The following is a 21,771-nucleotide window of genomic DNA, read 5'->3' as shown; positions in this document are numbered from 1 at the left end:
GCGTACGATGTCTTCGGTTCTCGCTGAGGCAGCCCATCTTCGGATTGGGCTGTCACTCGGTCTGCTGGCACTGCTGGCGGGCGCAGAGACAGCTTGGCCGCGCCGGGTGCGCACACAGCCAAGGTTACGCCGCTGGCCCGGCAATCTCGGCATCGCGTTGGTGGATGCGCTGGCTGTGCGGCTGGCCTTCCCCGTGGTGGCGCTGGGCGTGGCGCTATGGGCTGCACAACGTGGCTGGGGGCTGTTGAACCTGGTGGCGCTACCCGGCTGGATGAAAATCATCCTGGCTTTGCTGGCGCTGGATCTGGCGATTTATGCGCAGCATGTGGTGTTCCACAAAATACCGCTCCTTTGGCGGCTGCACCGTATGCATCATGCCGATCTCGATCTGGACGTGACCTCAGGAGCGCGGTTCCATCCCTTTGAGATCATGCTCTCGATGCTGATTAAAATGGCTGTGGTGCTCGCGCTGGGGGTGCCGCCTCTGGCGGTGCTGCTGTTTGAGATCATCCTCAACGCCACGGCTCTGTTCAATCATAGCAACCTGGCTTTGCCAGTGCGGCTGGACCGGCTGCTGCGCCTACTGGTCGTGACGCCGGACATGCACCGCGTGCATCATTCCGTGCTGCGCGCGGAGACCAACAGCAATTACGGCTTCAATCTGCCCTGGTGGGACCGGCTGTTCGGCACCTACCGCGCCCAACCCAAGCTGGGGCATAGGGCCATGGACATAGGATTAGAGCTATTCCGCGCGCCGGGAGATTCGCGGCTGACGGCGCTGTTGATGCAGCCATTCCATGCCCCCGCCGCATCTTCGGCTGATACGGAATAATATTTTTGCGCAGCCTGTAACCTTTGCTTCCTTGCCCGCGAACAATGAGATGCAGCCTGTTTGCGGCTGCGCCTCAGCAAGGAGTTAATTCATGGATCGCCGGAACCTGACCGCCAAAATTCTCACCGCCGCTATCGGCATTGCCGCCGCAGCGCCGGTTGTTGCCTCCGCCCAGACCATGTCCCCCCAGCAGCAAGCCAACAAGGCGAAGATGGCCGCCGAGCATTTGCAGAAATGTTATGGCGTGAACGCCATTGGGCGAAATGACTGTGCCGCCGGCACCCATTCCTGCGCGGGGCAGGCGACGATGGCGCGCGACCCTGCTTCCTTCGTGCTGCTGCCGCAGGGCGATTGCGAGAAGATCGCCGGCGGTTCCCTGACACCGGGCAAAGCCTCGTAATTTTGGCACGGCGTCTGCCCCCAAAGGCGGCGCCATTGCCTCCAATACCCGGACACAGGAGTTTATCATGAACAAAGTATCGAGCGGCTTGATCGCCGGCTTTGCCGCCACCATCACGCTTTCCGTGCTGATGCTCATGAAGCAGATGATGGGCGTGATGCCGCAACTGGATGTCATTGCCATGCTAGGCGATATGCTGGGCGGCGCGGTTTTGGCATGGTGCGCCCACTTTCTTATCGGCACAGTTGCTTGGGGTGTTCTCTTCGCCTTCCTCGCCCGCTCCCTGCCTGGTCCTTATTGGCTGAAAGGGATCGTATTCGCCACCGGCGCCTGGCTGATGATGATGGTCGTGCTCATGCCAATGGCCGGTGCCGGATTGTTCGGCCTGAATCTTGGGCTGATGGCACCCGTGGCGACGCTCATGTTGCACATGATCTTTGGCGCGCAGATGGGCTGGGTGTACGGCGCACTACGCCATCAAGCGACCGCCCACCCGTAATTTCAAAGGATATGAAGATGCCTGCGTCAGCTTCCGCCGGAATCGGATTGCGCCTGCCGCACCATGCCGATTTTCTTGCCATGCAACCTTCAACCGGCTGGGTGGAGGTGCACAGCGAGAATTATTTCAGCGGCCCGGCGCTCGCTGTTTTGGAGCGCGTGCGTGCTGATTATCCGGTGTCATTGCACGGGGTCGGGCTCTCGCTTGGCAGTGCTACAGGCGTGGACGACACGCATCTTGAACGCCTTAGGGTATTGGCCGATCGTATCGCCCCCTTCCTGGTCTCGGAGCACTTGGCCTGGACGGGTGCGGACGGAACGCATCTGGCCGATTTGCTGCCGCTGCCGTTGCATGAGGAAAGTCTGGAGATTTTCTGCCGTAACGTGGCACATACGCAGGAGGTGCTTAAACGCCAGATTCTTGTTGAAAACCCTACGACTTATCTGCAGTTTCCAGAATCAACAATTCCCGAGCCGGATTTTTTGGCGGAAGTTTCACGCCGTACCGGGTGTGGCTTGATCTGCGACATCAACAACATTTTCGTATCCGCTCATAACCACGGCTGGGATGCACAAACCTATCTGCGGGCACTCCCGCGTGAGGCGGTGGCGGAGTATCATCTCGCTGGTCACATGCCCGGTGAGGCCGAATCAGCAGGGTTGCTGCTAGACACGCATGACTGCGCGATTTCCCCGGCTGTGTGGGCACTATTTGATGAGGCGCTACGTATCATCGGCCCGCGTCCGGTAATGATCGAGCGTGACGCCCGTCTGCCCGCGCTGAGTGTGCTGCTGGAAGAAGCCGCACTGGCGCAGACCCGTCTCAACGCCCAAGCAAGGAGCGCGGACCGTGTACTCATTGCGTGACCGGCAGAAGAAATTTCAAGCGGCGTTGCTGGCTATATCCACAAACGAAACGCCAAATGGTCTGGCGGTATATCGCAATAATGTGCGCGGCAATCTTATTCTGACGCTGAAACTTGCCTTTCCCGCAACGCTCAAACTGATCGGCGAGGATTGTTTCGATGCCTATGCTGAGCAATTTGTCTTGGCTCAACCGCCGCGTAATGCCGATCTGCATCTCTATGGCGAGGCCTTTCCCGCCTATCTGGCCGCCAGCGCATTGGCAGGACAGTTACCTTATCTTGCCGATGTAGCATGGTTGGACTGGGCGGTGCATCACGCCCTGCATGCCGCAGAAACTCCCCCGCTCGACCCGCAAACCTTGGTTCACGCGCCGGAGAGTTTCAGTTTTATCGGCCATCCGTCGCTGTCGCTGCTGGCGCTACGCCGAGACGCGCAAGCTATTTGGGCCGCAGTTCTGGAGGAAGATGATAACCGCTTGGCCGGTATACTACCTGACGACAGCGTTGCCCCGCTTATCATCCTCCGTCCGCGCGGATCATTAGAGATCATCGAGCTTTCACCTGCAATGTTCGATCTCGCGCTGACACTGGCAAGCGGCTTTCCGCTTGACCCAGCGCTTGCCGTTATCGGCGAAGAAGAAGCTGCCCAAGCCCTGGGGCTGCTGCTCTCATACGGCTTGTTCAGCGGCATCACCCCAAAAGCAACAGAGGAGCTACCATGTCCGCCTCGATAATGACGCAACCACTCCGGTTGGTTGATATGGTCATCGGTTTATTCAGACGCATCCCCTACTGGCTTGTGGCGCTCACCGCCCGCGTGGCATTGGCGCAGGTATTCTGGAGCTCGGCACAGACGCATCTCTCAAACTGGGATACCACGCTCTACATGTTCGCCAATTCCTATCAGGTGCCGCTACTGCCACCCACCTCTGCAGCCTATATGGCGGTAACGCAGGAGGTGGTCATGCCGCCCTTGCTGCTCCTGGGCCTGGGTACGCGCTTCGCCGCGCTGGCGCTGCTGGGGATGACGGCGGTCATCGAAATCTTCGTCTACCCACAAGCTTGGCCAACCCATATCCAGTGGGCGGCAATGATGTTGGTGCTGATTTCCCAAGGCGGCGGGCTACTGTCGCTTGATGCGTTGATCGCCCGTTTCTGCAAACGGAGTACGTGAGTGATCGTTATCGTTACGACTTCCTTGCATTTCCCTGCCATGGGTGTGTTTGGGCGTGCACATGGCACGCCCAAACACAAAAATCAGCTCACGCGGTAGCCAGCAAACATCTCATCCACTTCGGTATGGAAGAGATGGTTGGCGTAATTGCTGAGCGTCTTCACCGCCATGGCGAGAATGATCTCCAGCGCATGGCGGTCGGTATATCCGGCGGCGTGGAAGGCTTCGAGATCTTTCTCAGTTGGCAGCCCGCGCGTGTCGAACATGACCTGCGTGAAAGTCGCGAGCGCGGCCAGTTTCTGATCGTTGATAGCAGTGTCGCTGCGCAGTGCCGCCAAAACATCGGCGGAGACTTTGGACATTTTGTCGGCGATCATGCTGTGCGCGGCGGTGCAGTAATTGCACCCGTTGGCCCGGCTGATCACCAGAAATACGACCTCCTGCTCGACCGGGGAAAAGCCAGACTCAGCGCGGAAGCGGGCATAGCCATCCAGGTAGGTTTGCAGCAGGCCGGGGGAATTGACCATGTTGGCATACATGTTGGGAATGAACCCTACCTGCGCTTTGGCGGTGTCCAGTACGGCGCGGGCGCGCACGGGCGCGGTTTCAAGCGTGAGCGCGGGCAGAGAGAGTTTGGCTTCGGCAGTCATTTATAAGGCTCCTGATGTTGTCGCGGTTTAAGAAGCGTCCAGCCCCAGGCAGGCGGGCAAGGCGGCGAGGGAAGTGATCTCACGGGCGGGGCGGCCAGGCAGGCGCTCGGGCTTTTGGCCATAGCGGTTGCACCAGACGACCTGCATGCCGAAATCCGCTGCTGCGTGAGCGTCCCAGCCATTGGAGGATTGAAAGCTGATGGCGGCGGCGGGCAGGTCCAACTTGTCCAACGCGTACTGGTACACGCGCCGGTCGGTCTTGTAGGTACGCAGCGGATGCACCGAGAGTACCTCATCGAACAACCCGTCCAGCCCGGCGCTGCTGATGGCACTGGTGAGCATGTCCGGCTTGCCGTTGGAGAGAATGGCGGTTTTCAACCCTGCCGCGCGCAGAGTTTTCAGCAGCGCAGGGACTTCGGGAAAGGCGTCCAGCGTGTCATAGAGCGCCATCAGGGCCGCATGCCTGGCGGGCGAGGCCAGGCCCAGCGTCTCCAGCGCGAAATCCAGCGCCTCCGCCGTCACCTGCCGGAAATCGGCGTAGGCACCTTGCAAGGCGCGCAGCCACGTATATTGCAGCTGCTTGTCCCGCCAAAGCGCGCTCAAAGGGGCGCGGGCGGCATCGGGAATATCCGGGCAGCGCGCGGCCGCCGATGCGAAATCGAACAACGTCCCATAGGCGTCGAACACACAGGCTTGAATGCCATGCAGGGGGACGGGCATAACCATCTCTCCGTTTATGGTGAAGTCGCGGCAGGCACGGACAGGCCAAGCGGGCTCAGCCCTGCCGCGATCAGGCGGCGCAGGCGAACCGGGTCGGGGTCCAGCCGGGCCATCACGCGCAGCGCCAGCACCGTGCCGAACAGCCCCTCTGCGGCAACCGGCGGGTCGATCCTCGCGGGCAACAGCCCCTTGGCCTTGGCGCGCTCAATCTGTGCACGCAGAAATACCTCCACCTCGCCCAGGCGCTCACGCACGAGCGCGCGGGTTTCCGGCGCCTCGGCGCCGCCATCCAGGACGGTGTTGATCAGCAGGCAGCCGGACGGCGTGTTCGCCGCTTCGGACAGAGCGAGCAGATCTTCAAAAAACCCAGTGATGGCGGCACGGGGGTTTGGTAGGGCCGCCAAGCGCGGCAAGCGTTCGGCGCTGAGCCCGGTATCGGCGTAGCGGCGCAGAACTTCGCGGAACAAGCCGGCCTTGTCGCCAAACCGGTTATATAGTGCCGCGGCGCTCAGGCCGGTCGCTGCTGTCAGGTCGCGCAGAGACGTGGCGGCATAGCCCTGACGCCAGAAAATATCACGGGCGCGGTCGAGCAACTCATCATCATTGAGGACACGTGGACGGGACATAATGGATTCCTGGTGGCAGCCTATAAATAATAGAACGATCGATATATTAAAAGAGGCGGCTCGCCGTTTTTTAACAAGCTGTGTCGTTGGCATGCCGCCTCAAACAGGCCGGGACGTTTCGGCCCTTACGATTTTTCTCGGAGAGGCTGTAACCTTTGCCTCCACGCGAACGAAGAACAGTTTGAGCCATTCTTTTGGAGCCGGCATGGAAACGCCCAACAACACCGCCCTACTCGACACACTTTCCACTCTGCGCTGGAACCGCTTTCACACCATGGCCGTGCTGCTGTTTGGCCTCGGCTGGGCGCTGGACGCCTTTGAGGTCACGCTGATCGGCAATGTGATGGGCGCTCTACGCGACCGCTTTCATCTGGGGAGCGATGGTATGTCCATGCTGCTGGCTGCCTGGTTTGTGGGACTTATGCTCGGCGCGTCCGGTTTTGGCGTGCTCTCCGATAGGTTCGGCCGCCGCCGCGTGTTTCTGGTCAGTCTGGTGGTGTATGGGCTGGCGACATTGGCCACGGGCTTCGCGCCAAACCTCGCCAGCCTGCTCGCCTTGCGGCTCATTGCTGGCATTGGCGTGGGCGCGGAATATTCGGCCATCAATGCCGCCATCACCGAGTTGGTGCCCAGCCGCTCACGCGGGCGGGCGGCGGCCCTGGTGCTGAATTTCTGGCCGTTGGGCAGTTTTGTCGCGGCGCTGCTGGCTTGGCTGGTCTTCTCAGCGTTGCCGCCAGAGTTTGGCTGGCGCGTGGTGTTTGGGATTGGCGGCCTGGTGGCGCTGTCCGCCGCCTGGTTCCGCCGCCATCTGCCCGAAAGCCCGCGCTGGCTATTAGAAGCCGGGCGGGGAGACGACGCGCGAGCCATCGTCGAGGGCATAGAAGCTGGGCTGACCAATTTTATTCCGGCCTCAGCACCGCCGGTGATTGCGCGCGTAAAACGCGAGGCCGGGCAGTTTTCGCGCCTGGTGCGACAATATCCGGGGCGCCTCATGCTGGGCGCTGCACTCGATTTCGCGGAGGCCACGGGCTATTATGGGCTGTTTGCGTTCCTGCCCATCGTCGTGCTGCCGGCGCTGCATCTGCCGCCCGCTTCGCTGCCGCTGTTCTATCTGGCGGGCAGCGTGGGCGCGGCCCTTGGCGGGCTGGCAGCGGCCGGGCTGCTGGACCGTGTGGGGCGCAGCTGGACGGTGGGTGGCTTCTACCTTGCCACCGCCCTGGGGCTGGTGGGATTTGCCGCCGTGACCTCGCTGGGCGCCGGGGCGATCATGCTGGGCTTCGCCTTTGTCAATCTGCTCGCTACTGGCAGCTGGATCGCCGCCTATCCAACCTTCTCCGAACTCAGCCTTATGCGGTGCACCGCATAAGGCTGAGTTGGGTGCTGGCTGGTCCAAACGTTCCGCCGAAGGGCGCGATTATATCTCGGTCAAGCTGGATGATCCGAGCTTTAGCGCGCCGATCTATGCCAACCTCTTCGACGATGAAAGCGGCGAGGGCTATACCCTGATCTGGTCCCGCAGCCGCAAGCAAAACGGCGAGTAACAACCGCGATGAACCCCGCCCAGCGATGCCGGGCGGGGCAGGCTATGAAAATCGGCGGGGGCCTTTGGGGCATGTCGACATCTGCCGGAGAAGTTTCGGCAAGGAAGAGGCAGCTTTTTGAAAAAAGCTGCACCAAAAACTTTTTGAATGATCAGGGTAATTTGGCCATGGTGTGCCAGAGCTTACGAATATTGATGCCCAGTATCGGTCGTAAATGATTTATCTATTCGCAGTGACTCCAAAAATGGCCGCTCTCGTGCCAGAAGCTGCCATTCCGCGGCTCCCATCAATGTTTCCGATTATAGGCAGGATCGGGCCGATTGCTGACAGTCCGGTTTGGAGCTGAAAATGAGATAAGCTGCCGTTGGCAGCCAGGGACGCACTGGCAGGTGACGACCAAAAATACGCCGTTCGCCGATCGGGCTTTGAGCGGCAGCTTCTGCCCGGGAACCGGCCATTCGTTCATCTAGCGGAGGCGGTCCTAGGAAAGGCGGCCGTTGGATCTTAGCAGGAGCCGACATTCAGCGTTTGTCTATTGCGCGGGCCTGCGCGTCGCTGAGGTATGGTCTCTCCGCGCCCCTGCATTCAACCCGTGGGTCGCCGCGGCAATCAGAGGGCCAAAATGATCCTCAAACTCTTCCCGCAGCAGGTCGTAGAGATTGTCTAATTGCTTCTTGAGAAGGCGCGTAGACCGATTGAAATCACGCTGGATGCTGACCAAGCCTTCCTTGAACGAGCGATCAACATTTATGCGCCTTCCATATCGATCCGTACCCTTCATGCCGTGAAACTTGTCGTTGAAGAGTGAGGCGGCTTTGAAGGTCTCATCATCGTCGGTGAACTCACGTTCTTCGCCGTGATGACCCGACTGTTCCGCTCGTTGCGAAGCACCTCCTGTTCGTCAAGCATCAACTCCAGGTGATCCGCGACAGCGCCTGGAAGCCCTCTCTTTTTAAGGTTCTGCACTGTGCATTTTTTAGGCTCTAGACCGAGGCGGTAAACCTCGTTCACCAAGAGGAGCGCGCAGTCGATGACAGAGATATAGCGCGTCAGAAATACGTCCGTGGTGACGGTGAGCCACTGATAGCGGGTTAGAGCAAGATCACGAAAATTCTTCGGCACAGGGTCAAGCCAAAGCATGTCGCCAACCATGTTGAGCGACTCAACGCGCCGCGCCAGACCCGTCAGCCAGTAATTGGTGTCGATCGCACATTTGCAATCCGGGTACTGTGCCAACTCGTCATAGCTGTCGAAGTTCATGCCGACGATGCTGAGATCAAATACACGGCCGATAAAGCCATGCATGTCTGACGACATGATAAAGCGTTTCAAAAAGCGGGTTCGCGCTCTCTTAGGTTTCTGCTCGCCACCACCGACATACTCAGTCTGGCTTTCACTCATTGAGGCAGTGAACGATAAGCTCGGCGAACGTGTCCCAGATGGCTGTCAGATGATCGGGGGCCGGGGCCAGGCTCGACGAATGAACGTATTTGTTCAGGGTATCGATAGAGATGATGACGTCCATGTTCCGGGCCTTTCGGACCACCTCCAGATAGCGTTTCGTTACCTTTCCTTTTGCGCCTAAGTCCTCTGCGCAGCCTACAAGCTTTTTGACCAGCGCTTCCGGCTCGGCGACGGTCGTGAGGCTCGCCTGCCTGATGTAATTATCGATCGAGAGTTCGATGAGGACACGGCAAAGGACAGCAATGGCGTTAGGATGTGACTCAAGTTCGAGGTTGAACTGAAGCTCCTCCCAGATAGCGCGGTGTCGTTGCAAACGCCCGGACCACGCTACACCGTAATCCACATCCGGAATGAGGCGGGTGCGACGCTGAGGTTTTTGAGCTTTCGGCTTTGTCGTGGGCTCCGCCTTTCCTTTCGCGGCTTTCTTACCACCGGCGTCGATTGCGTCTGCCGCTGTCGGAAGGATGCCCTCTTTCTCAAGTGCATCGAGATAATCGGATTTGCGATCAACATCCCAAACATCGTCGAGTGTGATCCGGCGATTTGCGAGGTCCTCGACGATCCGGGCGAGAGCGGGCAGGACCACTTCTTCCTTGCGGATAAACTGGAATTTTCCCTTAGCCGCAGAAATGCCGACTCTGTTTCGGAACGGCTCAGCGGACAGCAGCCGGTTGAGGTTGCTGCGAGGCACTTTCTTGCGATCTGGCAGAAGATTGGCCTGTGCAAGGCGCTCCTCGATTTCGTCCGCGACGTTTAGGCCACCACCCTTGCCTGTCCGGTTGACGAAGGTGGTTTTCATCCGGCCATCCCAGTTGGCCTGTCCAACTCCACCCTGACTCCCGGTATGGCGACGGAACAATATCTCATCGATCTTGTCGCGATCGGTTTCAACGCGGCATGTAATTTTAGTCGGAAATGACCCGCTCCATTCAGCTTTCAAGCTAGCAAAAAACTTTTGTAGCTCGGATGATGGCGCGCGCTTCGGATTGGCCAGCAGCTTCATGCATGTGATTCTGCGGTTACCGTCAAAGACGATGAATGACTGGCCTTCGGGGTAGACCAGAGGCGGCTCATAGATGCCGCCTGAGTCGGCGATATCGCGAGCGAGCTTTTTCTTTTGGGGTTGGTGGTGCGTAAACAGCCAAGCAATCGCAGCGGTTTCGTTTTCCAGCTCACCGTGCCGATCGTTGCCTCGATTCACGTTTAACTTGCTCAACTCGACTGTTTTGTAGGTCACTTCAAGCCCCCTCGAGCCATCCTAGTCGTGGTTCTGTTTGGACGGCAAGAGGAAGGCTAGATCAAGATGGGGCTGCTCTTTCACGAACGCGAGAGGCGACGCTGGCGAAAGTCGGGTTCTGGGAGGACCGGACGTTCGAGCTGCCCAGCGGTAACGGCCGCTTTGTCCCCGACCTGGACTTTAGCGCGACCGCCCGGATGGTCCGCTATCAGGATCGGGGCTTGGAGCCGGCTATGGCGGACATGGGCGCATACCGACCGTCTCATATTTTAGACGGCCAGGGTGGGCACCGTCCGCCGCTTTGGTGAAGAAAATGAGATTAGCCGCCAACGGCAGGCACAGGCCGTACCGACAGGTGACGACCCTTGCCGGTCGTAGGATCGCGTGGGCGAGTCCGCCGAAAGCTGCCATTGAAGCTCGCGAGGATCGCTCTATCCTGAGTCCTTGAAGCCCTAACCCGTAGGACTCATATGCCGCCAGCAATCAGGGTTCAACTTCTGCCGCACGACCCCCATTGGGCGGAAATGGCCGATGTGGAGATGCGAGCATCTTTCAGATGCCATCGGGTCCACATTGGTCGCAATTCACCACATCGGTTCGACCGCAATTCCCAGCATTCGTGCAAAGCCCATTTCAGACCGATCGAAAACCGCTTTATTTGACGACTATCGATTTTACGATATATTTGAACTCATGATAATTGTATTCGGCCTTGTAGTAAGATCGCGCACGGGTAGGATGGCATAGCCATCTCGTGAAAGCACCTGTGCGCGGAAAAATCGGCCCCTTTGGGGCCTTTTTTGTTGCTTCATCATCTTCTTTACAGGAACAAGGTGGAATTCAACCATGTTGAATACAGGCAGAGTTCATAATGCATCTCAATAGCGATTTCACCTTCGCCTCATCCGAGGCGCGGCTTTATGCCGGTTGGGAAGCTTCGGGCGCGTTTGCCGCGCAGCCGGAGAGTAACGCGCAGCCCTACACCATCATGATCCCGCCGCCAAACGTAACCGGCAGCCTGCATGTGGGCCACGCGCTGACCATGACATTGCAGGATATTCTTGTCCGTTACCGCCGCATGCAGGGGCGCGATGTGCTCTGGCAGCCAGGCACCGACCATGCGGGCATCGCCACGCAGATGGTGGTGGAGCGGCTGCTGGATAAGGAAGGCGTGTCCCGCAAAGATCTGGGGCGCGAAACGTTCCTCTCTCGCGTGTGGCAGTGGAAGGCTGCGTCCGGCGGCAATATCACCCGGCAACTGCGCCGCCTGGGCGCCTCGCCGGATTGGGCACGCGAGCGCTTTACCATGGATGAGGGGCTTTCCGTGGCGGTGCGCGAGGTATTCGTGCGGCTGTTCGAGGAAGGGCTAATTTATCAGGACAAGCGGTTGGTGAACTGGGATACCCAGCTGCAGACCGCGATCTCCGACCTTGAGGTGGAGAGTCGGGATACCAAGGGGAATATGTGGTATATTCGCTACCCCGTTGAGGGCGGCGAAGAGATTATCGTCGCCACCACCCGGCCGGAGACAATGCTGGCGGATACCGCCGTGGCGGTGCACCCGGAGAATGAAAAGTTCAAGCATCTCATCGGCAGACATGTGGTGCTGCCGCTGACGGAGCGGAAAATCCCCATCATCGCGGACGAGTATGCCGACCCTGAGAAGGGCACCGGGGCGGTGAAGATAACGCCCGCACATGATTTTAACGATTTTGAGGTTGGCAAGCGGCATGGGCTGGCCATGCCCTCGATGCTCGACAAGCAGGGCAGGATCACGCTGGCCGAGCTGGGCGAGATGCCGGAGTTTGTGCGCTCGCTTGAAGGGCAGGACCGGTTCGCGGCGCGTAAACTTATCGTGGCGGAGTTGGAGGCGCGCGAACAACTGGTGGAGGTGAAGGCGCACCAGAACATGGTGCCTTATGGCGACCGCTCGGGCACGGTGATTGAGCCGTATTTGACCACCCAATGGTATTGCAACGCGCATGTGCTCGCACAGCCGGCCATCAAGGCGGTTGAGGAAGGCCGCACCCAGTTTGTGCCCAAGCAGTGGGAGAATACCTTCTTCGCCTGGATGCGCGATATCCAGCCCTGGTGCATTTCCCGCCAGCTTTGGTGGGGCCACCGGATTCCCGCCTGGTACGACGAAGCCGGCAAGGTTTACGTGGTGCGCACTGAGGCCGAGGCACAGGCCAAGGCCGGGGCGGGTATCGCGCTCACGCAAGATGAGGACGTGCTGGATACCTGGTTTTCCTCCGCCCTCTGGCCCTTCTCCACGCTCGGCTGGCCGGAACAAACGCCGGAGCTGGCAAAGTACTACCCCACCGATACGCTGGTGACGGGGTTTGACATCATTCCCTTCTGGGTTGCCCGGATGATGATGATGGGCCTGCATTTCATGGGTGATGTGCCGTTCCGCACCATCTATATTCACGGGCTGGTGCGTGACGAAAAGGGGCAGAAAATGTCCAAGTCCAAGGGCAATGTGCTGGACCCTCTCACCCTCATCGACAAATTCGGGACGGATGCTTTGCGCTATTCCGTAGCCGCCGCCGCGGGCCAAGGGCGTGATGTTAAGCTGGGCGAGAAGATCGTCCAGACCAACCGCGCCTTCATCACCAAGATATGGAATGCCGCGCGGTTTCTGGAAATGAACGGGGTGAAGCCAAACCCAGCGTTCAAGCCTGAAAATGCGAAGCTGCCGCTGTGCCGCTGGATTCTTGCCCGCGCCAACGAGGCGATTACCGCCGCCACCGTCGGGTTGGATGCTTTTCGCCCGAGTGATTACGCCGCCGCCTGCTACCGCTTCGCCTGGGGCGATTTCTGCGACTGGTTCATCGAACTCGCCAAACCTGGCTTCACCAGCGAGGCCGATGCGCCGGAAATCCGCGACACGGCAGCCTATGTTCTGGGTGTGCTGCTGCGGTTGATGCACCCGCTGATTCCTTACGTGACTGAGGAACTATGGGATCATTTCGGCTATGGCGAGGCGTTCTCGCTGATTTCCGCATCTTGGCCCAAGGTTGCGACGGTAACCAATGTGGTAAGCGCACAATCTGAAATAGAATGGTTAAAGCTTCTTATTTCTGAAATTCGTACCGTTCGTTCGGAGATGAATGTCCCGCCTTCACAGAAATCGCCGGTGCTGTTTTTGGATGCGACAGACATCGCTATGACGATTGCACAGCGGTGGGATGAAGCAATTTCCCGCATGGCTCGCGCCAGCAATGTTGCTTTTCTGCAAGGTCCAGTTCCAAAAAACGCTGCTCAGTTATCGCTGGACGGGGCAACGGCCGTTTTGCCGCTGGAAGGGCTGATTGACCTTGAAGCAGAAAAGAAGCGCCTTGCCACGGCTCTTTCCAAAGCCGAAGGAGAGTTGAAAAAGGTCCAGGCCAAGCTGGCGAACACGGATTTTACCTCCCGCGCGCCGGAATCGGTTTTGGAAGAACACCGCGAGCGTGAGCAGAGTTTCGCCAACGAGGCAAAACGCCTTGAGGCCGCGCTGGCGAGGTTGGCCACTTTGGAACAGAAAAATGGTTAGCCGCCCTTGGAAACGCTAGCCGTACCGGGAGAGCGCCCCAGGAAGACGGCAAAGCGCGAGACGATGCGCAAGTAATCGTGCTGGGTCTTGGCACAAAACCCACGCACGTTCATGTCCTCGATCATCCGCTGGCGCAGATCGTTGGGCGCAGGCATGGCAACTGGCTTGGTCATGGAAGGCTCCTTTGCAATGAAAGAAGCCAACATCCTCAGACCGGGCCGTCCCAGCTCTCAACAGAAACCAAGCCGCGGGCCCTACGCTACGGCCTCACCGAAAGCACCAATCCCGCGCAGCGGGTTCGTTCTCCGTGGAGACTTTCGTACGCCCGCGGCGCCCGAAACTCTCCACGAAAAGCAGTCACAGTTAGAGGTCCTTATGGGATAACTCTCTCTCCGCCCATAGGCCCCCACAAGACCACCCACGTCACAAAATCATCGGAAATATTTTCAAATCTGTGTTCGGCAAGCGCTGCAACGAACAATGCGTCGCCTACCTTTGCAGGGGTCACTGTGCCTTCAACGATGAGATTGGCAGTACCAGAAATTACTAGATATATCTCATCCTGGTCATGCGGTGATTGCCTATCTACTCCACGGGGAGCAAACGCCTCTAGCAGCATTGATCCATGTTTTAACGCAGCTGCAAAGGGCTCACCGGTCGGCCATTCCTCGGTTGAAGGCCCAGGAAGGCGAGCCAAAACATCGCTTAAGGAAGCTTTCACGTATCGCTCCGTTTCCGGTTAGCCAAGACAATATTGAATGCAACTTGGTTCGCAGGCAAGTCAGCAGACGACCCATGACGGTCGCGTGCTCAAATTAGCGAACAACCAAAGAGCAGACTCTGCTTAGCCCGCCTACAAGACAATGACTTTTGGAGTCTGCAGAATTGGCTTAAGATTGCTTGTTTTTGCTGGGCTGCGTGCCCCGCAAATCACCTGATAAATCGGCAAGCCATGCTGAGCTGTCCCGCTGTCAGCGAATAAGCGGATATTTGCGATGATCATTCGTAATTCTCCCAGAGTGTTCGATGGGTGCATCGGGTTTGCGTCAAGATTCGTGAACTCGACCAAATGACGACGCCCTTTTTCAAGGGGTGGAGGGGGATCATCTAGTGGGGCGCCTACAAAATACGGTATAGCGCGTGACCGGCCTAGGATAATATCGGGTAATATAAGAGGTCTAAAGCCGTCTAAGCCATACTGTAAAACGGCATGGCAATAGGCTATTTTGGCGATGGCCCGGGCAAATAGCGAGATATTTATTGCCGCCTTGCTCCTCACCATAAAATCGTCATCCTGCTCGAGACCAAGTATCTCGGGCATGTTCGGCGGAAGGTGGTGGTACATATGGCAATAGACTTCGGGAAACGGATCGTCGATTGACGCCCGGCGGTAAAAACCAGGGAGGCCCCAAACAGGCATAGCAAGGGAATAAGGGCGGCAATCGACCGTTAGATCACGTTCGACCTCCGAGCCCTTGATGGTGAAATTAACGGCTGGTAGCTTCGGCTGATTTTCCGGGCGCCGGGATGGAGAACCAACATGCCGCCGATATTCGTAGAAAACTGCACGGGCTAAATGTGTATCAACTGGATTTATAGTATTCTGACAGGTCACGCAGTTTGCGTTCTTAATCTCGGTTTCGCCCTGTAACGAGAAAGGAATGATGTGTTCGCTCCGGAGACCATTTTTGCCCCCATCGCTTCCACAATAGATGCACCGTCCGTATCCCGGATATTTTTTGCCCTGAATATCGTTCCATTCCACGGTATTTACTCCATGAAATCAACAAAGACGGATGAGTGTAACGTTACCCATTGCCTTCATGTCTCATCCCGATTGAAGAGCTTTATTCATCCTACGAATTCGTGGGCACCTCGGCAATGACCGCTTATTAGGGTTAACGTCCAAAACCCGCCATTCCGCTCCCCCCCCCCATCCCGGTCACCGGTTGTCGCGTATTTTTGTCGTAAGTATACGAATGCTGCGACAAAGATACGCGACAAGAAAATGCTAGGCTGGCCGGGAGGCCGCCTACCTGTCGCATAATTTACAAGTTACGCGGCATACGCATTCCCCCATTTCCGAGAGAGCGGTCAGGCCAACCTGTGTCGTGCAAGCCACTGGCGAGGCGACATGCCTAGCTCCGCGTGAAACGCGGCCCGAAGTGCATGATTGTCTGGAAAGCCGCTGTGCTCGGCGACGTTGTCCAATCCTCTCATACCAGCCAGGAGCAACTCTTGCGCTCGTGCCAAACGCAACCGCCGCAACCATTCTCCGAGGCTGCCGCCGGTACGGACGCGGATGTGCCTAGTTAGGCTACGGCGGCTCATCCCCAAACGACCGGCCAACTCATCGAGGGTTGGTGATCGCCTGGGGTTTTGACGAATTTCGTCGAGAACCACCGCTAGCCGCATGTCCGCTAAGGAGGTGATTGCCGGCCGTTCAACAAGCTGCGGTTGGTTGCCGGATCGCTGTGGGGCGACAACGAGATGACGCGCAATGCGATTTGCTTCCCCCGCACCCGCAATGCGCGCCAAGACATGCAGACAGCAATCCAGGCCGGATGCGATTCCAGCCGACGTTAGAATAGCCCCTTCATCGACAAAGATTGCTCCAGCATCAACGGATACATTAGGAAACCTTTCGGCAAAAGCGTCGATCCGAGCCCAATGTGTCGTCGCTCGCCGCCCGTCCAGCAGGCGCGCTTGGGCAAGCCCAAAGGCACCCAAGCAAAGACCAACCACGATGGCCCCTCGCGCTTGCGCGCACTGTAGTGCGTCAATGATATCAGCCGGCACGGGCTCGGCATGATCTCTCCAGCCTGGAAGGAAAACCACATCCGCATCGCGCGTTGCCTCCAGCCGGTGAGGAACTTCGATCGTCAGCCCACCAGCAGCCAGAATACGGGATTGAACGGCACAGACATCAACCCGATGGCCAGCGGACAGGAACGGTTCACCGAAGACGGCCAGTGGCGTCGACAGCATGAAGGGGCTGATTTGATCATAAGCAATGACAGCGAGGCGCATTGGCCCAGTTTATACGGATAATGTCCATCGGGCCACTTATGGCCGGATGCGTTTTCCGGAAAAACTATTGATTATCACCAGAAAGGTAGTGCAGATGGCTCGCAGCCTGATCGTTATCGACATTCAGAACGACTACTTCCCGGGAGGTGTCTTCCCCCTTTGGCAGGCCGAAGAGACCGAAGCTCGTATTATCTCAGCCATCCACCACGCGCGAGAAAACGGCGACAGGGTGATCCTGATCAAGCATGTCTCGACCGCCCCAACGGGTCTTTTCGCGGCAACGAGCTCAGGCGTAGATATCCGTCCAGGGATTCTCGATACCGTGGGCGATGCGCCGATCGTGATCAAGCACGTCGCGGATGCATTTCAGGATACTCGCCTAACCGAGTATCTATGTGGTGTGCGGGAGTTGCTCATCTGCGGAATGATGACGCAAAACTGTGTTGTATTCACAGCCTTGTCGCGGGCAGCAGATGCATTTCACGTCCGTGTTGTAGAAGACCTATGCACTGCCCCAACCGAGATGATTCATCGAATTGCCCTTAATGCCTTGCGTTCGAAGACCACAGTCGTGAAGGCCACCGAGATATGGGGCAATGCAAGCTGACTTTGGGCGCCATCATTCCTATTTGAATATTTGTCGCGCAACTTAAAATTTATGCGACAATCAGTGCTGGAGGGGGAAAGCGATCATAGCACTGACGTAGAGGGGGATTGGACCACCAAATTCTCGGCTATGGTCACCTCTGCTGAGGGAACGGAGTTGAAGAGTTTCACGACCGCAGCACGCGCCAGTTTTAAATCCCCGGTGAACAGGTAGGTCGTCGAACCACCTTCACCTGCGGGTAAATCTACGCTCTCGCGCCTCAAGATCGAAGCGACTTCTGCCGTGACGGTCGCAGCGCTGTCTACAAATCCAAAGGTATTGCCAAACTCAGCCTGGATCGTGGGCTTCAGGAAGGTGAAATGGGTCGAGGCAAGCACGAGTTGATCGGCACCGGCTGCGGCAAGGGGGCTCAAGGCTTCGCGCAGGATGGTTCGAAGTGCAGGCGTGTCGGTTTCCCCGCGCTCCAGCATAGGGACCAGATCGTTGTGCCAGGTCCGGAGGACGCGCACCCCCTTGGGAGTAGCGAAGCGGGAAACAAGATCGCCTAGCAGTTGGCTGTGCGCCGTCGCCTGCGTGCAGAGAACGCCCACGACTTTCGACCGCGTGACATCGACGGCAAGGCTTACTGCTGGATTGGTGCCGATGATGGGGAGCGCGAAGCGCGCCCGCAGGTCGGTCAAGGCAACCGTGGTGATTGTGGAAGACCCGAGCACCAATAGTTTGATCTGTCGTTGTAGAAGCGTGGCAGCGGCCTGCTGGATGAGGCGCAGGATGTCCCCCTCGGCGCGTGCCCCATAGGGCGCATTCTGCGAGTCTCCAAAGTAGACGAAGCTCTCCTGGGGCATCACCTGTTGAAGTGCGCGGAGGATGCTAAGCCCGCCAACTCCGCTATCCAGGATGCCGATTGGGTAAGAAGCGTGCGGTGACGAACCCATGATGCGCTCCAACGAACGTAAGAAAGAGGCGTCTTCACGGGCGCCATATAGAAGCTTACCTATATAGAATTTTTCCTATATGGAAGTGGAGATGACGTCAGCTCCTGATTTTCTGCGCGCCCTGGCGAACGAGAAGCGGCTTCACGTGCTGGAGTGGCTGCTGAACCCGACAGCGAACTTTCCGCCCCAGGTGGATGGTGATCTCGTCGCGGATGGGGTTTGCCTCGGAGCTATTGTGCGGAAGCTGGCGGTGAGTCAGCCCACCGGGACAGCACATATGAAGATTCTGATGGAGGCGGGTCTGATTGAGGCTAGACAGATCAAGAATTGGGTCTTCTTCCGGCCTAATCGAGAAGCAATAGCCGTTGCCCTTGAAGACCTGCGGAGCAGACTCCCTGTGAGCAGTCTGAAGTGAAGAACTGCCAAGGATCGATCACAGGTGTCGCATAACTTAGGATTTACGCGACATTGCTGGATGGCGAGGTCGTGTTTGCCACGCGAAGCACCGTCTCCTGGTGGCATGGAAAGTCGGCCACGCGAACGCAAACAATCCCAAAAGCCGCCAGGCCAAGCTATCAGCAGAAAACATTTACACCTTTGGAAGGTCTGCTTCAGAGCATCCAATTAGAGCCCGGGAATGACCCGCAAGGGCGCAATCGCGCCGGAAGTGGCCGTCGGAGGTATGAACATTCCTGCCGCCCACGACCATGCTCAGGGCAGGCGCATAAATGGATCATGTACTGCCACACCCAGCGGCTCAAAATGCCGCAGGTTGCGGGTCAGGATGGTCAGCCCGTGGTGCTGGGCGGTGGCGGCGATGATGATGTCGGCGAGGCCGGGCGCATGACCCTGGCCACGGGCGCGGTCTGATAGACACCCTGCCAGGCGGGCGCTGGCCACGTCGAATGGCAGGATGCGCGCCGCGTAGAGGTGCAACACGGTCTCCAACCAGGCGGTTAGGTCACGGGCTTTGCGGGTTGCCCCCTCACGGTTGGCCTTGGCGATGCCGTCCTCAATCTCGGCGATTGTGACCGTGGAGAGAAATAAATCGGCCGAGTGGGCATCCATCCAGGCGGCCAAATCGGGCAGAGGGACGCGCGAGGGCGCGCGCGCCGAGATGACATTGGTGTCGACGAGATACAAGGATCAGAGGCCGCTATCACGGAGTGGGGATTGGTTGCGTAGCGGCAGATCGTCCGCATCGAGCGGGGCAGCCATCAGCAATTGGCCGAAGGAGGGCACATGCGAGAGCCGCTGCCATTCTTCGAAGCTGAGAATGACCGCCTCGGGCTTTCCGTGGCGGGTGATAATGGCGGGCTCGCCGCGTAAGGCCTCATCGACCACAGCCGACAGGCTGGCCTTGGCGTCGCGAAGTTGAATTTCCCGCATGGCGGCCTCCGAGAGGTGGGGTGAACTACAGTAGTCATATTTAGGGCTATGTGCTGGGACGGGCAAGGGTAATGTTCCCAGGCGGCGGCGCTGTAGGTCATTGAACGGGGGCTGAAGGCACGGCGGGGGATATCGGGTCGGTCCATACCGGCATGAAACAATAATGCCGTCCGCTGGCATCTTGCTGCATGGATTTGCGGCAGGCGGCCATGGCGGTGACGCCGTCATTATCCTGCATCAGATGCCCCCAGGCGAGGGCCTCGGCAGGGCTGGTCATGGCGGCGGGGATCACATGCGCGGCGATTTCAGCCTGGAATCGGCCATCATTGAGCCCTGCGGCATAGGTGAACAGGCTGGGCACCAGGATGGCCAGCGCCAATGCCAGACCCAGACCCACGATGCTGCGGATACGCAGCGTGGTGATTTTCATGCGCATGGTGCGGTCCGCGGCATCGGCCAGTTGCGGCGCTAGCTGGTTGACGATGTCCATGCCCGAGGCGTGTACCCGGGCAATGGCTTCATCGGCGATCACCCCGGTCTGGGTCTTCAGCGTGTTGGCGATGTCGATCTGGGTGGCTTCGCTGGCTTGGTAGAGATCGCTCAGCGCGCCGACACACACGGCCAGGGCCTGGAGCTGCTCCGCCAGAGGGTCGCTTTTCAGGGCGGCGGCCGCGGCGGCGCGGCGCAGGATCATCTGCGCGTCGCTGATCTGCTCATGCAAGGCCTCCCGGCGCGCGGCGGGGCTTATGGGATCCATGATCTGACCCCCGCGAAGCGGCGATCCATGGCATCAAGCCAAACGCGGACCCGGGCAGCATCGAACAGCCCCAGCGAGGGCGTGACGGTGCCATCGCGCGCGGCGGCGAAGCTGCATTGGCGGCTTTCCACGGCCTCGGCGGCGTGCAGCCGGGGCATCCAGAGCTTCACACAATCTGCCGCCAGACGAGCATACGCATCCGACGCGGTGAGACGAGCAAAGGCCCGCTCACGGGTTGCGCCGGGCTCAATGCTATATTCGTTGAACACCAAGGCTTGCGCCGCAGGGGTGAACCCACGTGCGGCCAGGGTGAGGGCGGGGAGCAAATCCTCGGGCTGGGCGCCGGTGAGGTGGAACATGATTGGCGCCATGCCGGCGGCCTCGATATGCGCCGCCAGGCCCGGCATCTCGGCGGCAAGGGAGCGTAAGGTGGTATCCCCGCCGCCCAGATCGACAAGGGCGGATTGCCGCTCATTGATGCAATATTCGATCAGCTCCTGCAGCCAAGCGGTGACCCCGGCCGGATTATCGGTCTCTGGCCGGGCCACATCGGCAAAATAGGCGGAGAAGGTGGCATTGCTGGGATCGACATCGGCCAAAATCGGCGTGCCGCCATTACGGATCGAGGTTTCGGTGAGCCAACGCAGCAGGGTGGTTTTACCCGTCTTGCCCCGCCCGGCGGCGAAGATGATCTTGGCTTGGCCCGTGAGATTGATCCCTTGTCCGATCTCAGGCTCGGTTTCCTGAGGCGGCGCCAGGCTGACGATATCGGCGCGTGGGCTAGTGAATTTCGTCATATTTGGGCGGTAGGGGGTGGCGCCCGACGGTTTGCCACCGTTCATCGCGGGGGCCGGTTTGGAATTGTCTTTGGACATTGGCTCTACTCCTTGGGTTCAGGCGGCCCGAATGTCAGGCGGCGGTTACGTTCGATCTCTGCGCGTTCGGTCTCACTCAGCACACGTGGCGGCTCAGCGATGCGGAATGTTGCTGGTTTGAAACGTGGAACGCCAGATGCCGAGGGTGGTGGCGTGGCCTGTGAGATCAAAGCCGTGGGCGGCGCCGGCGCAACGGGTGTAGGCGTCGACACCGAATCCGGCGGAGGCTTGTTACGTCCATAGCCCTTCAACGGCTGCCGAGCCCGGCTGAAATCGCTTTGTAGCCATTTGGCGGTCCAAGGCTTGCCGGTGCCATAGGTGATCTCCGCCTTGGTCAGGGCTTGCCCGACGGATGCCCAGGACCATGCGCCATGCACAAGATCGAGTAGCATGTTTTGGTGCTGACGGAACCAGGGGCGCAACACATCTCCCGGCCGCCAGAGCTGGCGGAATTGATCGGCCAGGATTTCAATCTCGTCTTCTGTGGGTTTGCGTTTACGTGGCATCAGCAGCGTCTTTGCTTGGAAAAATCAGACGCGCATTGTTCATATTCGGAGCAAGCTTTTCAACTTCCGAATCGGAATCTTGACAAGCTGGCTATCTCTTTGCCCAGCTCATTGACGATCTCATTT

The 21,771-nt window shown here is 58.7% G+C and carries 26 protein-coding genes and 1 pseudogene; 12 read left to right on the top strand and 15 right to left on the bottom strand.

Annotation, left to right across the window (positions count from 1 at the left end; all coding sequences use genetic code 11):
* Nucleotides 1–7: 7 nt before the first annotated feature.
* The 6 genes from ACZ46S_RS08005 (at nucleotide 8) to ACZ46S_RS07980 (ending at nucleotide 3,770) form a co-directional block, all read left to right on the top strand.
* On the top strand, nucleotides 8–832 hold the full coding sequence (locus ACZ46S_RS08005; protein ID WP_464064061.1) for a sterol desaturase family protein: 825 nt from the start codon (nucleotides 8–10) through the stop codon (nucleotides 830–832).
* Between the two features lie 91 nt (nucleotides 833–923).
* Nucleotides 924–1,232 (top strand): BufA1 family periplasmic bufferin-type metallophore, encoded by a 309-nt coding sequence (locus ACZ46S_RS08000; RefSeq protein ID WP_464064060.1) that lies wholly within the window; start codon nucleotides 924–926, stop codon nucleotides 1,230–1,232.
* A gap of 67 nt (nucleotides 1,233–1,299) precedes the next feature.
* The gene (locus ACZ46S_RS07995; protein ID WP_464064059.1) at nucleotides 1,300–1,731 is read left to right on the top strand and encodes a DUF6789 family protein; all 432 of its coding nucleotides are present in this window, start codon (nucleotides 1,300–1,302) and stop codon (nucleotides 1,729–1,731) included.
* Between the two features lie 11 nt (nucleotides 1,732–1,742).
* Nucleotides 1,743–2,597 carry an MNIO family bufferin maturase gene (gene bufB / locus ACZ46S_RS07990; RefSeq protein ID WP_464064058.1) on the top strand — a complete coding sequence of 285 codons (855 nt, stop codon included), beginning with the start codon at nucleotides 1,743–1,745 and terminating at the stop codon, nucleotides 2,595–2,597.
* Nucleotides 2,581–3,330, top strand: a complete 750-nt coding sequence (locus tag ACZ46S_RS07985) for an HvfC/BufC family peptide modification chaperone (RefSeq protein ID WP_464064057.1) — start codon at nucleotides 2,581–2,583, stop codon at nucleotides 3,328–3,330. The genes bufB and ACZ46S_RS07985 overlap by 17 nt, the downstream gene beginning before the upstream one ends.
* Complete coding sequence (locus ACZ46S_RS07980) at nucleotides 3,315–3,770, top strand: DoxX family protein (RefSeq protein ID WP_464064056.1); 456 nt, start codon at nucleotides 3,315–3,317, stop codon at nucleotides 3,768–3,770. The genes ACZ46S_RS07985 and ACZ46S_RS07980 overlap by 16 nt, the downstream gene beginning before the upstream one ends.
* An 83-nt stretch (nucleotides 3,771–3,853) precedes the next feature.
* Here the strand turns inward: ACZ46S_RS07980 and ACZ46S_RS07975 are convergent, their stop codons facing one another.
* Genes ACZ46S_RS07975 through ACZ46S_RS07965 form a run of 3 tightly spaced genes read right to left on the bottom strand, consistent with a single transcriptional unit; the run spans nucleotide 3,854 to nucleotide 5,766 of the window.
* Entirely contained in the window at nucleotides 3,854–4,420 is a 567-nt protein-coding gene (locus ACZ46S_RS07975) for a carboxymuconolactone decarboxylase family protein (protein ID WP_464064055.1), read from the bottom strand.
* 27 nt (nucleotides 4,421–4,447) lie between these two features.
* Entirely contained in the window at nucleotides 4,448–5,140 is a 693-nt protein-coding gene (locus tag ACZ46S_RS07970; protein WP_464064054.1) for a haloacid dehalogenase type II, read from the bottom strand.
* A 14-nt stretch (nucleotides 5,141–5,154) separates the two neighbouring features.
* Entirely contained in the window at nucleotides 5,155–5,766 is a 612-nt protein-coding gene (locus ACZ46S_RS07965; RefSeq protein ID WP_464064053.1) for a TetR/AcrR family transcriptional regulator, read from the bottom strand.
* A gap of 1 nt (nucleotide 5,767) precedes the next feature.
* On the opposite strand from ACZ46S_RS07965, the gene ACZ46S_RS07960 reads away from it, so the two are divergent.
* Nucleotides 5,768–7,132, top strand: a complete 1,365-nt coding sequence (locus ACZ46S_RS07960; protein ID WP_464064052.1) for an MFS transporter — start codon at nucleotides 5,768–5,770, stop codon at nucleotides 7,130–7,132.
* Nucleotides 7,131–7,307: pseudogene (locus tag ACZ46S_RS07955) on the top strand (DUF736 domain-containing protein); the annotation flags it as partial. The gene ACZ46S_RS07960 and the pseudogene ACZ46S_RS07955, both read left to right, overlap by 2 nt.
* A 777-nt stretch (nucleotides 7,308–8,084) precedes the next feature.
* On the opposite strand, the gene ACZ46S_RS07950 reads toward ACZ46S_RS07955, so the two are convergent.
* Nucleotides 8,085–8,708 (bottom strand): hypothetical protein, encoded by a 624-nt coding sequence (locus ACZ46S_RS07950; protein ID WP_464064051.1) that lies wholly within the window; start codon nucleotides 8,706–8,708, stop codon nucleotides 8,085–8,087.
* Nucleotides 8,701–10,008: a hypothetical protein gene (locus ACZ46S_RS07945; RefSeq protein ID WP_464064050.1), complete on the bottom strand. Its 1,308-nt coding sequence runs from the start codon at nucleotides 10,006–10,008 to the stop codon at nucleotides 8,701–8,703. Before ACZ46S_RS07945 ends, ACZ46S_RS07950 begins: the two co-directional genes overlap by 8 nt.
* 531 nt (nucleotides 10,009–10,539) lie before the next feature.
* Here ACZ46S_RS07945 and ACZ46S_RS07940 point away from each other — a divergent pair.
* Nucleotides 10,540–10,755: a GrpB family protein gene (locus tag ACZ46S_RS07940; RefSeq protein WP_464064049.1), complete on the top strand. Its 216-nt coding sequence runs from the start codon at nucleotides 10,540–10,542 to the stop codon at nucleotides 10,753–10,755.
* Between the two features lie 124 nt (nucleotides 10,756–10,879).
* Nucleotides 10,880–13,546: a valine--tRNA ligase gene (locus ACZ46S_RS07935; RefSeq protein WP_464064048.1), complete on the top strand. Its 2,667-nt coding sequence runs from the start codon at nucleotides 10,880–10,882 to the stop codon at nucleotides 13,544–13,546.
* On the opposite strand, the gene ACZ46S_RS07930 is transcribed toward ACZ46S_RS07935, so the two are convergent.
* The 4 genes from ACZ46S_RS07930 to ACZ46S_RS07915 form a co-directional block, all read right to left on the bottom strand.
* Entirely contained in the window at nucleotides 13,543–13,719 is a 177-nt protein-coding gene (locus tag ACZ46S_RS07930; RefSeq protein ID WP_464061625.1) for a hypothetical protein, read from the bottom strand. The two genes, ACZ46S_RS07935 and ACZ46S_RS07930, sit on opposite strands and share 4 nt — an antisense overlap.
* A gap of 200 nt (nucleotides 13,720–13,919) precedes the next feature.
* Nucleotides 13,920–14,267 (bottom strand): cupin domain-containing protein, encoded by a 348-nt coding sequence (locus ACZ46S_RS07925; RefSeq protein WP_464061624.1) that lies wholly within the window; start codon nucleotides 14,265–14,267, stop codon nucleotides 13,920–13,922.
* Nucleotides 14,268–14,399: 132 nt separating this feature from the next.
* Nucleotides 14,400–15,311, bottom strand: a complete 912-nt coding sequence (locus tag ACZ46S_RS07920) for an HNH endonuclease (RefSeq protein ID WP_464064047.1) — start codon at nucleotides 15,309–15,311, stop codon at nucleotides 14,400–14,402.
* Between the two features lie 329 nt (nucleotides 15,312–15,640).
* Nucleotides 15,641–16,576, bottom strand: coding sequence for a GlxA family transcriptional regulator (locus tag ACZ46S_RS07915; protein ID WP_464061582.1), 936 nt, complete (start codon nucleotides 16,574–16,576; stop codon nucleotides 15,641–15,643).
* Nucleotides 16,577–16,622: 46 nt separating this feature from the next.
* On the opposite strand from ACZ46S_RS07915, the gene ACZ46S_RS07910 reads away from it, so the two are divergent.
* Complete coding sequence (locus tag ACZ46S_RS07910) at nucleotides 16,623–17,183, top strand: cysteine hydrolase family protein (RefSeq protein WP_464061581.1); 561 nt, start codon at nucleotides 16,623–16,625, stop codon at nucleotides 17,181–17,183.
* A gap of 83 nt (nucleotides 17,184–17,266) precedes the next feature.
* Here the strand turns inward: ACZ46S_RS07910 and murI are convergent, their stop codons facing one another.
* Nucleotides 17,267–18,118, bottom strand: a complete 852-nt coding sequence (murI, locus tag ACZ46S_RS07905) for a glutamate racemase (protein ID WP_464061580.1) — start codon at nucleotides 18,116–18,118, stop codon at nucleotides 17,267–17,269.
* 79 nt (nucleotides 18,119–18,197) lie between these two features.
* On the opposite strand from murI, the gene ACZ46S_RS07900 reads away from it, so the two are divergent.
* Nucleotides 18,198–18,533 (top strand): ArsR/SmtB family transcription factor, encoded by a 336-nt coding sequence (locus tag ACZ46S_RS07900; protein ID WP_464061579.1) that lies wholly within the window; start codon nucleotides 18,198–18,200, stop codon nucleotides 18,531–18,533.
* A 296-nt stretch (nucleotides 18,534–18,829) separates the two neighbouring features.
* Here the strand turns inward: ACZ46S_RS07900 and ACZ46S_RS07895 are convergent, their stop codons facing one another.
* The 5 genes from ACZ46S_RS07895 to ACZ46S_RS07875 all read right to left on the bottom strand — a co-directional run bounded on the left by ACZ46S_RS07895 (nucleotide 18,830) and on the right by ACZ46S_RS07875 (nucleotide 21,645).
* Entirely contained in the window at nucleotides 18,830–19,261 is a 432-nt protein-coding gene (locus ACZ46S_RS07895) for a PIN domain-containing protein (RefSeq protein WP_464061578.1), read from the bottom strand.
* 3 nt (nucleotides 19,262–19,264) lie between these two features.
* Nucleotides 19,265–19,507 (bottom strand): type II toxin-antitoxin system Phd/YefM family antitoxin, encoded by a 243-nt coding sequence (locus ACZ46S_RS07890; protein WP_464061577.1) that lies wholly within the window; start codon nucleotides 19,505–19,507, stop codon nucleotides 19,265–19,267.
* A 97-nt stretch (nucleotides 19,508–19,604) separates the two neighbouring features.
* Nucleotides 19,605–20,264, bottom strand: a complete 660-nt coding sequence (locus ACZ46S_RS07885) for a hypothetical protein (protein ID WP_464061576.1) — start codon at nucleotides 20,262–20,264, stop codon at nucleotides 19,605–19,607.
* Nucleotides 20,252–21,139 carry a P-loop NTPase family protein gene (locus tag ACZ46S_RS07880; protein WP_464061575.1) on the bottom strand — a complete coding sequence of 296 codons (888 nt, stop codon included), beginning with the start codon at nucleotides 21,137–21,139 and terminating at the stop codon, nucleotides 20,252–20,254. Before ACZ46S_RS07880 ends, ACZ46S_RS07885 begins: the two co-directional genes overlap by 13 nt.
* 5 nt (nucleotides 21,140–21,144) lie before the next feature.
* Nucleotides 21,145–21,645 (bottom strand): hypothetical protein, encoded by a 501-nt coding sequence (locus tag ACZ46S_RS07875; RefSeq protein WP_464061574.1) that lies wholly within the window; start codon nucleotides 21,643–21,645, stop codon nucleotides 21,145–21,147.
* Nucleotides 21,646–21,771 lie beyond the last annotated feature (126 nt).

It is taken from the genome of Acidocella aluminiidurans (assembly GCF_055383125.1).
Note: the sequence above shows the minus strand (reverse complement) of the source record. Positions and strands in the feature narration are given on the sequence as shown.

Excerpts from the sequence above, each read along its gene's own strand:
- ACZ46S_RS07910 (WP_464061581.1), top strand. The coding sequence starts at position 16,623 with ATGCGTTTTCCGGAAAAACTATTGATTATCACCAGAAAGGTAGTGCAG.
- ACZ46S_RS07995 (WP_464064059.1), top strand. The coding sequence starts at position 1,300 with ATGAACAAAGTATCGAGCGGCTTGATCGCCGGCTTTGCCGCCACCATC.
- ACZ46S_RS07975 (WP_464064055.1), bottom strand. The coding sequence starts at position 4,420 with ATGACTGCCGAAGCCAAACTCTCTCTGCCCGCGCTCACGCTTGAAACC.
- murI (WP_464061580.1), bottom strand. The coding sequence starts at position 18,118 with ATGGGTTCGTCACCGCACGCTTCTTACCCAATCGGCATCCTGGATAGC.
- ACZ46S_RS07950 (WP_464064051.1), bottom strand. The coding sequence starts at position 8,708 with ATGAGTGAAAGCCAGACTGAGTATGTCGGTGGTGGCGAGCAGAAACCT.
- ACZ46S_RS07900 (WP_464061579.1), top strand. The coding sequence starts at position 18,198 with ATGGAAGTGGAGATGACGTCAGCTCCTGATTTTCTGCGCGCCCTGGCG.
- ACZ46S_RS07970 (WP_464064054.1), bottom strand. The coding sequence starts at position 5,140 with ATGCCCGTCCCCCTGCATGGCATTCAAGCCTGTGTGTTCGACGCCTAT.
- ACZ46S_RS07980 (WP_464064056.1), top strand. The coding sequence starts at position 3,315 with ATGTCCGCCTCGATAATGACGCAACCACTCCGGTTGGTTGATATGGTC.
- ACZ46S_RS07930 (WP_464061625.1), bottom strand. The coding sequence starts at position 13,719 with ATGACCAAGCCAGTTGCCATGCCTGCGCCCAACGATCTGCGCCAGCGG.
- ACZ46S_RS07940 (WP_464064049.1), top strand. The coding sequence starts at position 10,540 with ATGTGGAGATGCGAGCATCTTTCAGATGCCATCGGGTCCACATTGGTC.
- ACZ46S_RS07890 (WP_464061577.1), bottom strand. The coding sequence starts at position 19,507 with ATGCGGGAAATTCAACTTCGCGACGCCAAGGCCAGCCTGTCGGCTGTG.
- ACZ46S_RS07960 (WP_464064052.1), top strand. The coding sequence starts at position 5,768 with ATGGATTCCTGGTGGCAGCCTATAAATAATAGAACGATCGATATATTA.
- ACZ46S_RS07875 (WP_464061574.1), bottom strand. The coding sequence starts at position 21,645 with ATGCCACGTAAACGCAAACCCACAGAAGACGAGATTGAAATCCTGGCC.
- ACZ46S_RS07885 (WP_464061576.1), bottom strand. The coding sequence starts at position 20,264 with ATGGATCCCATAAGCCCCGCCGCGCGCCGGGAGGCCTTGCATGAGCAG.
- bufB (WP_464064058.1), top strand. The coding sequence starts at position 1,743 with ATGAAGATGCCTGCGTCAGCTTCCGCCGGAATCGGATTGCGCCTGCCG.
- ACZ46S_RS07915 (WP_464061582.1), bottom strand. The coding sequence starts at position 16,576 with ATGCGCCTCGCTGTCATTGCTTATGATCAAATCAGCCCCTTCATGCTG.
- ACZ46S_RS07880 (WP_464061575.1), bottom strand. The coding sequence starts at position 21,139 with ATGTCCAAAGACAATTCCAAACCGGCCCCCGCGATGAACGGTGGCAAA.
- ACZ46S_RS07965 (WP_464064053.1), bottom strand. The coding sequence starts at position 5,766 with ATGTCCCGTCCACGTGTCCTCAATGATGATGAGTTGCTCGACCGCGCC.
- ACZ46S_RS08005 (WP_464064061.1), top strand. The coding sequence starts at position 8 with ATGTCTTCGGTTCTCGCTGAGGCAGCCCATCTTCGGATTGGGCTGTCA.
- ACZ46S_RS07935 (WP_464064048.1), top strand. The coding sequence starts at position 10,880 with ATGCATCTCAATAGCGATTTCACCTTCGCCTCATCCGAGGCGCGGCTT.
- ACZ46S_RS08000 (WP_464064060.1), top strand. The coding sequence starts at position 924 with ATGGATCGCCGGAACCTGACCGCCAAAATTCTCACCGCCGCTATCGGC.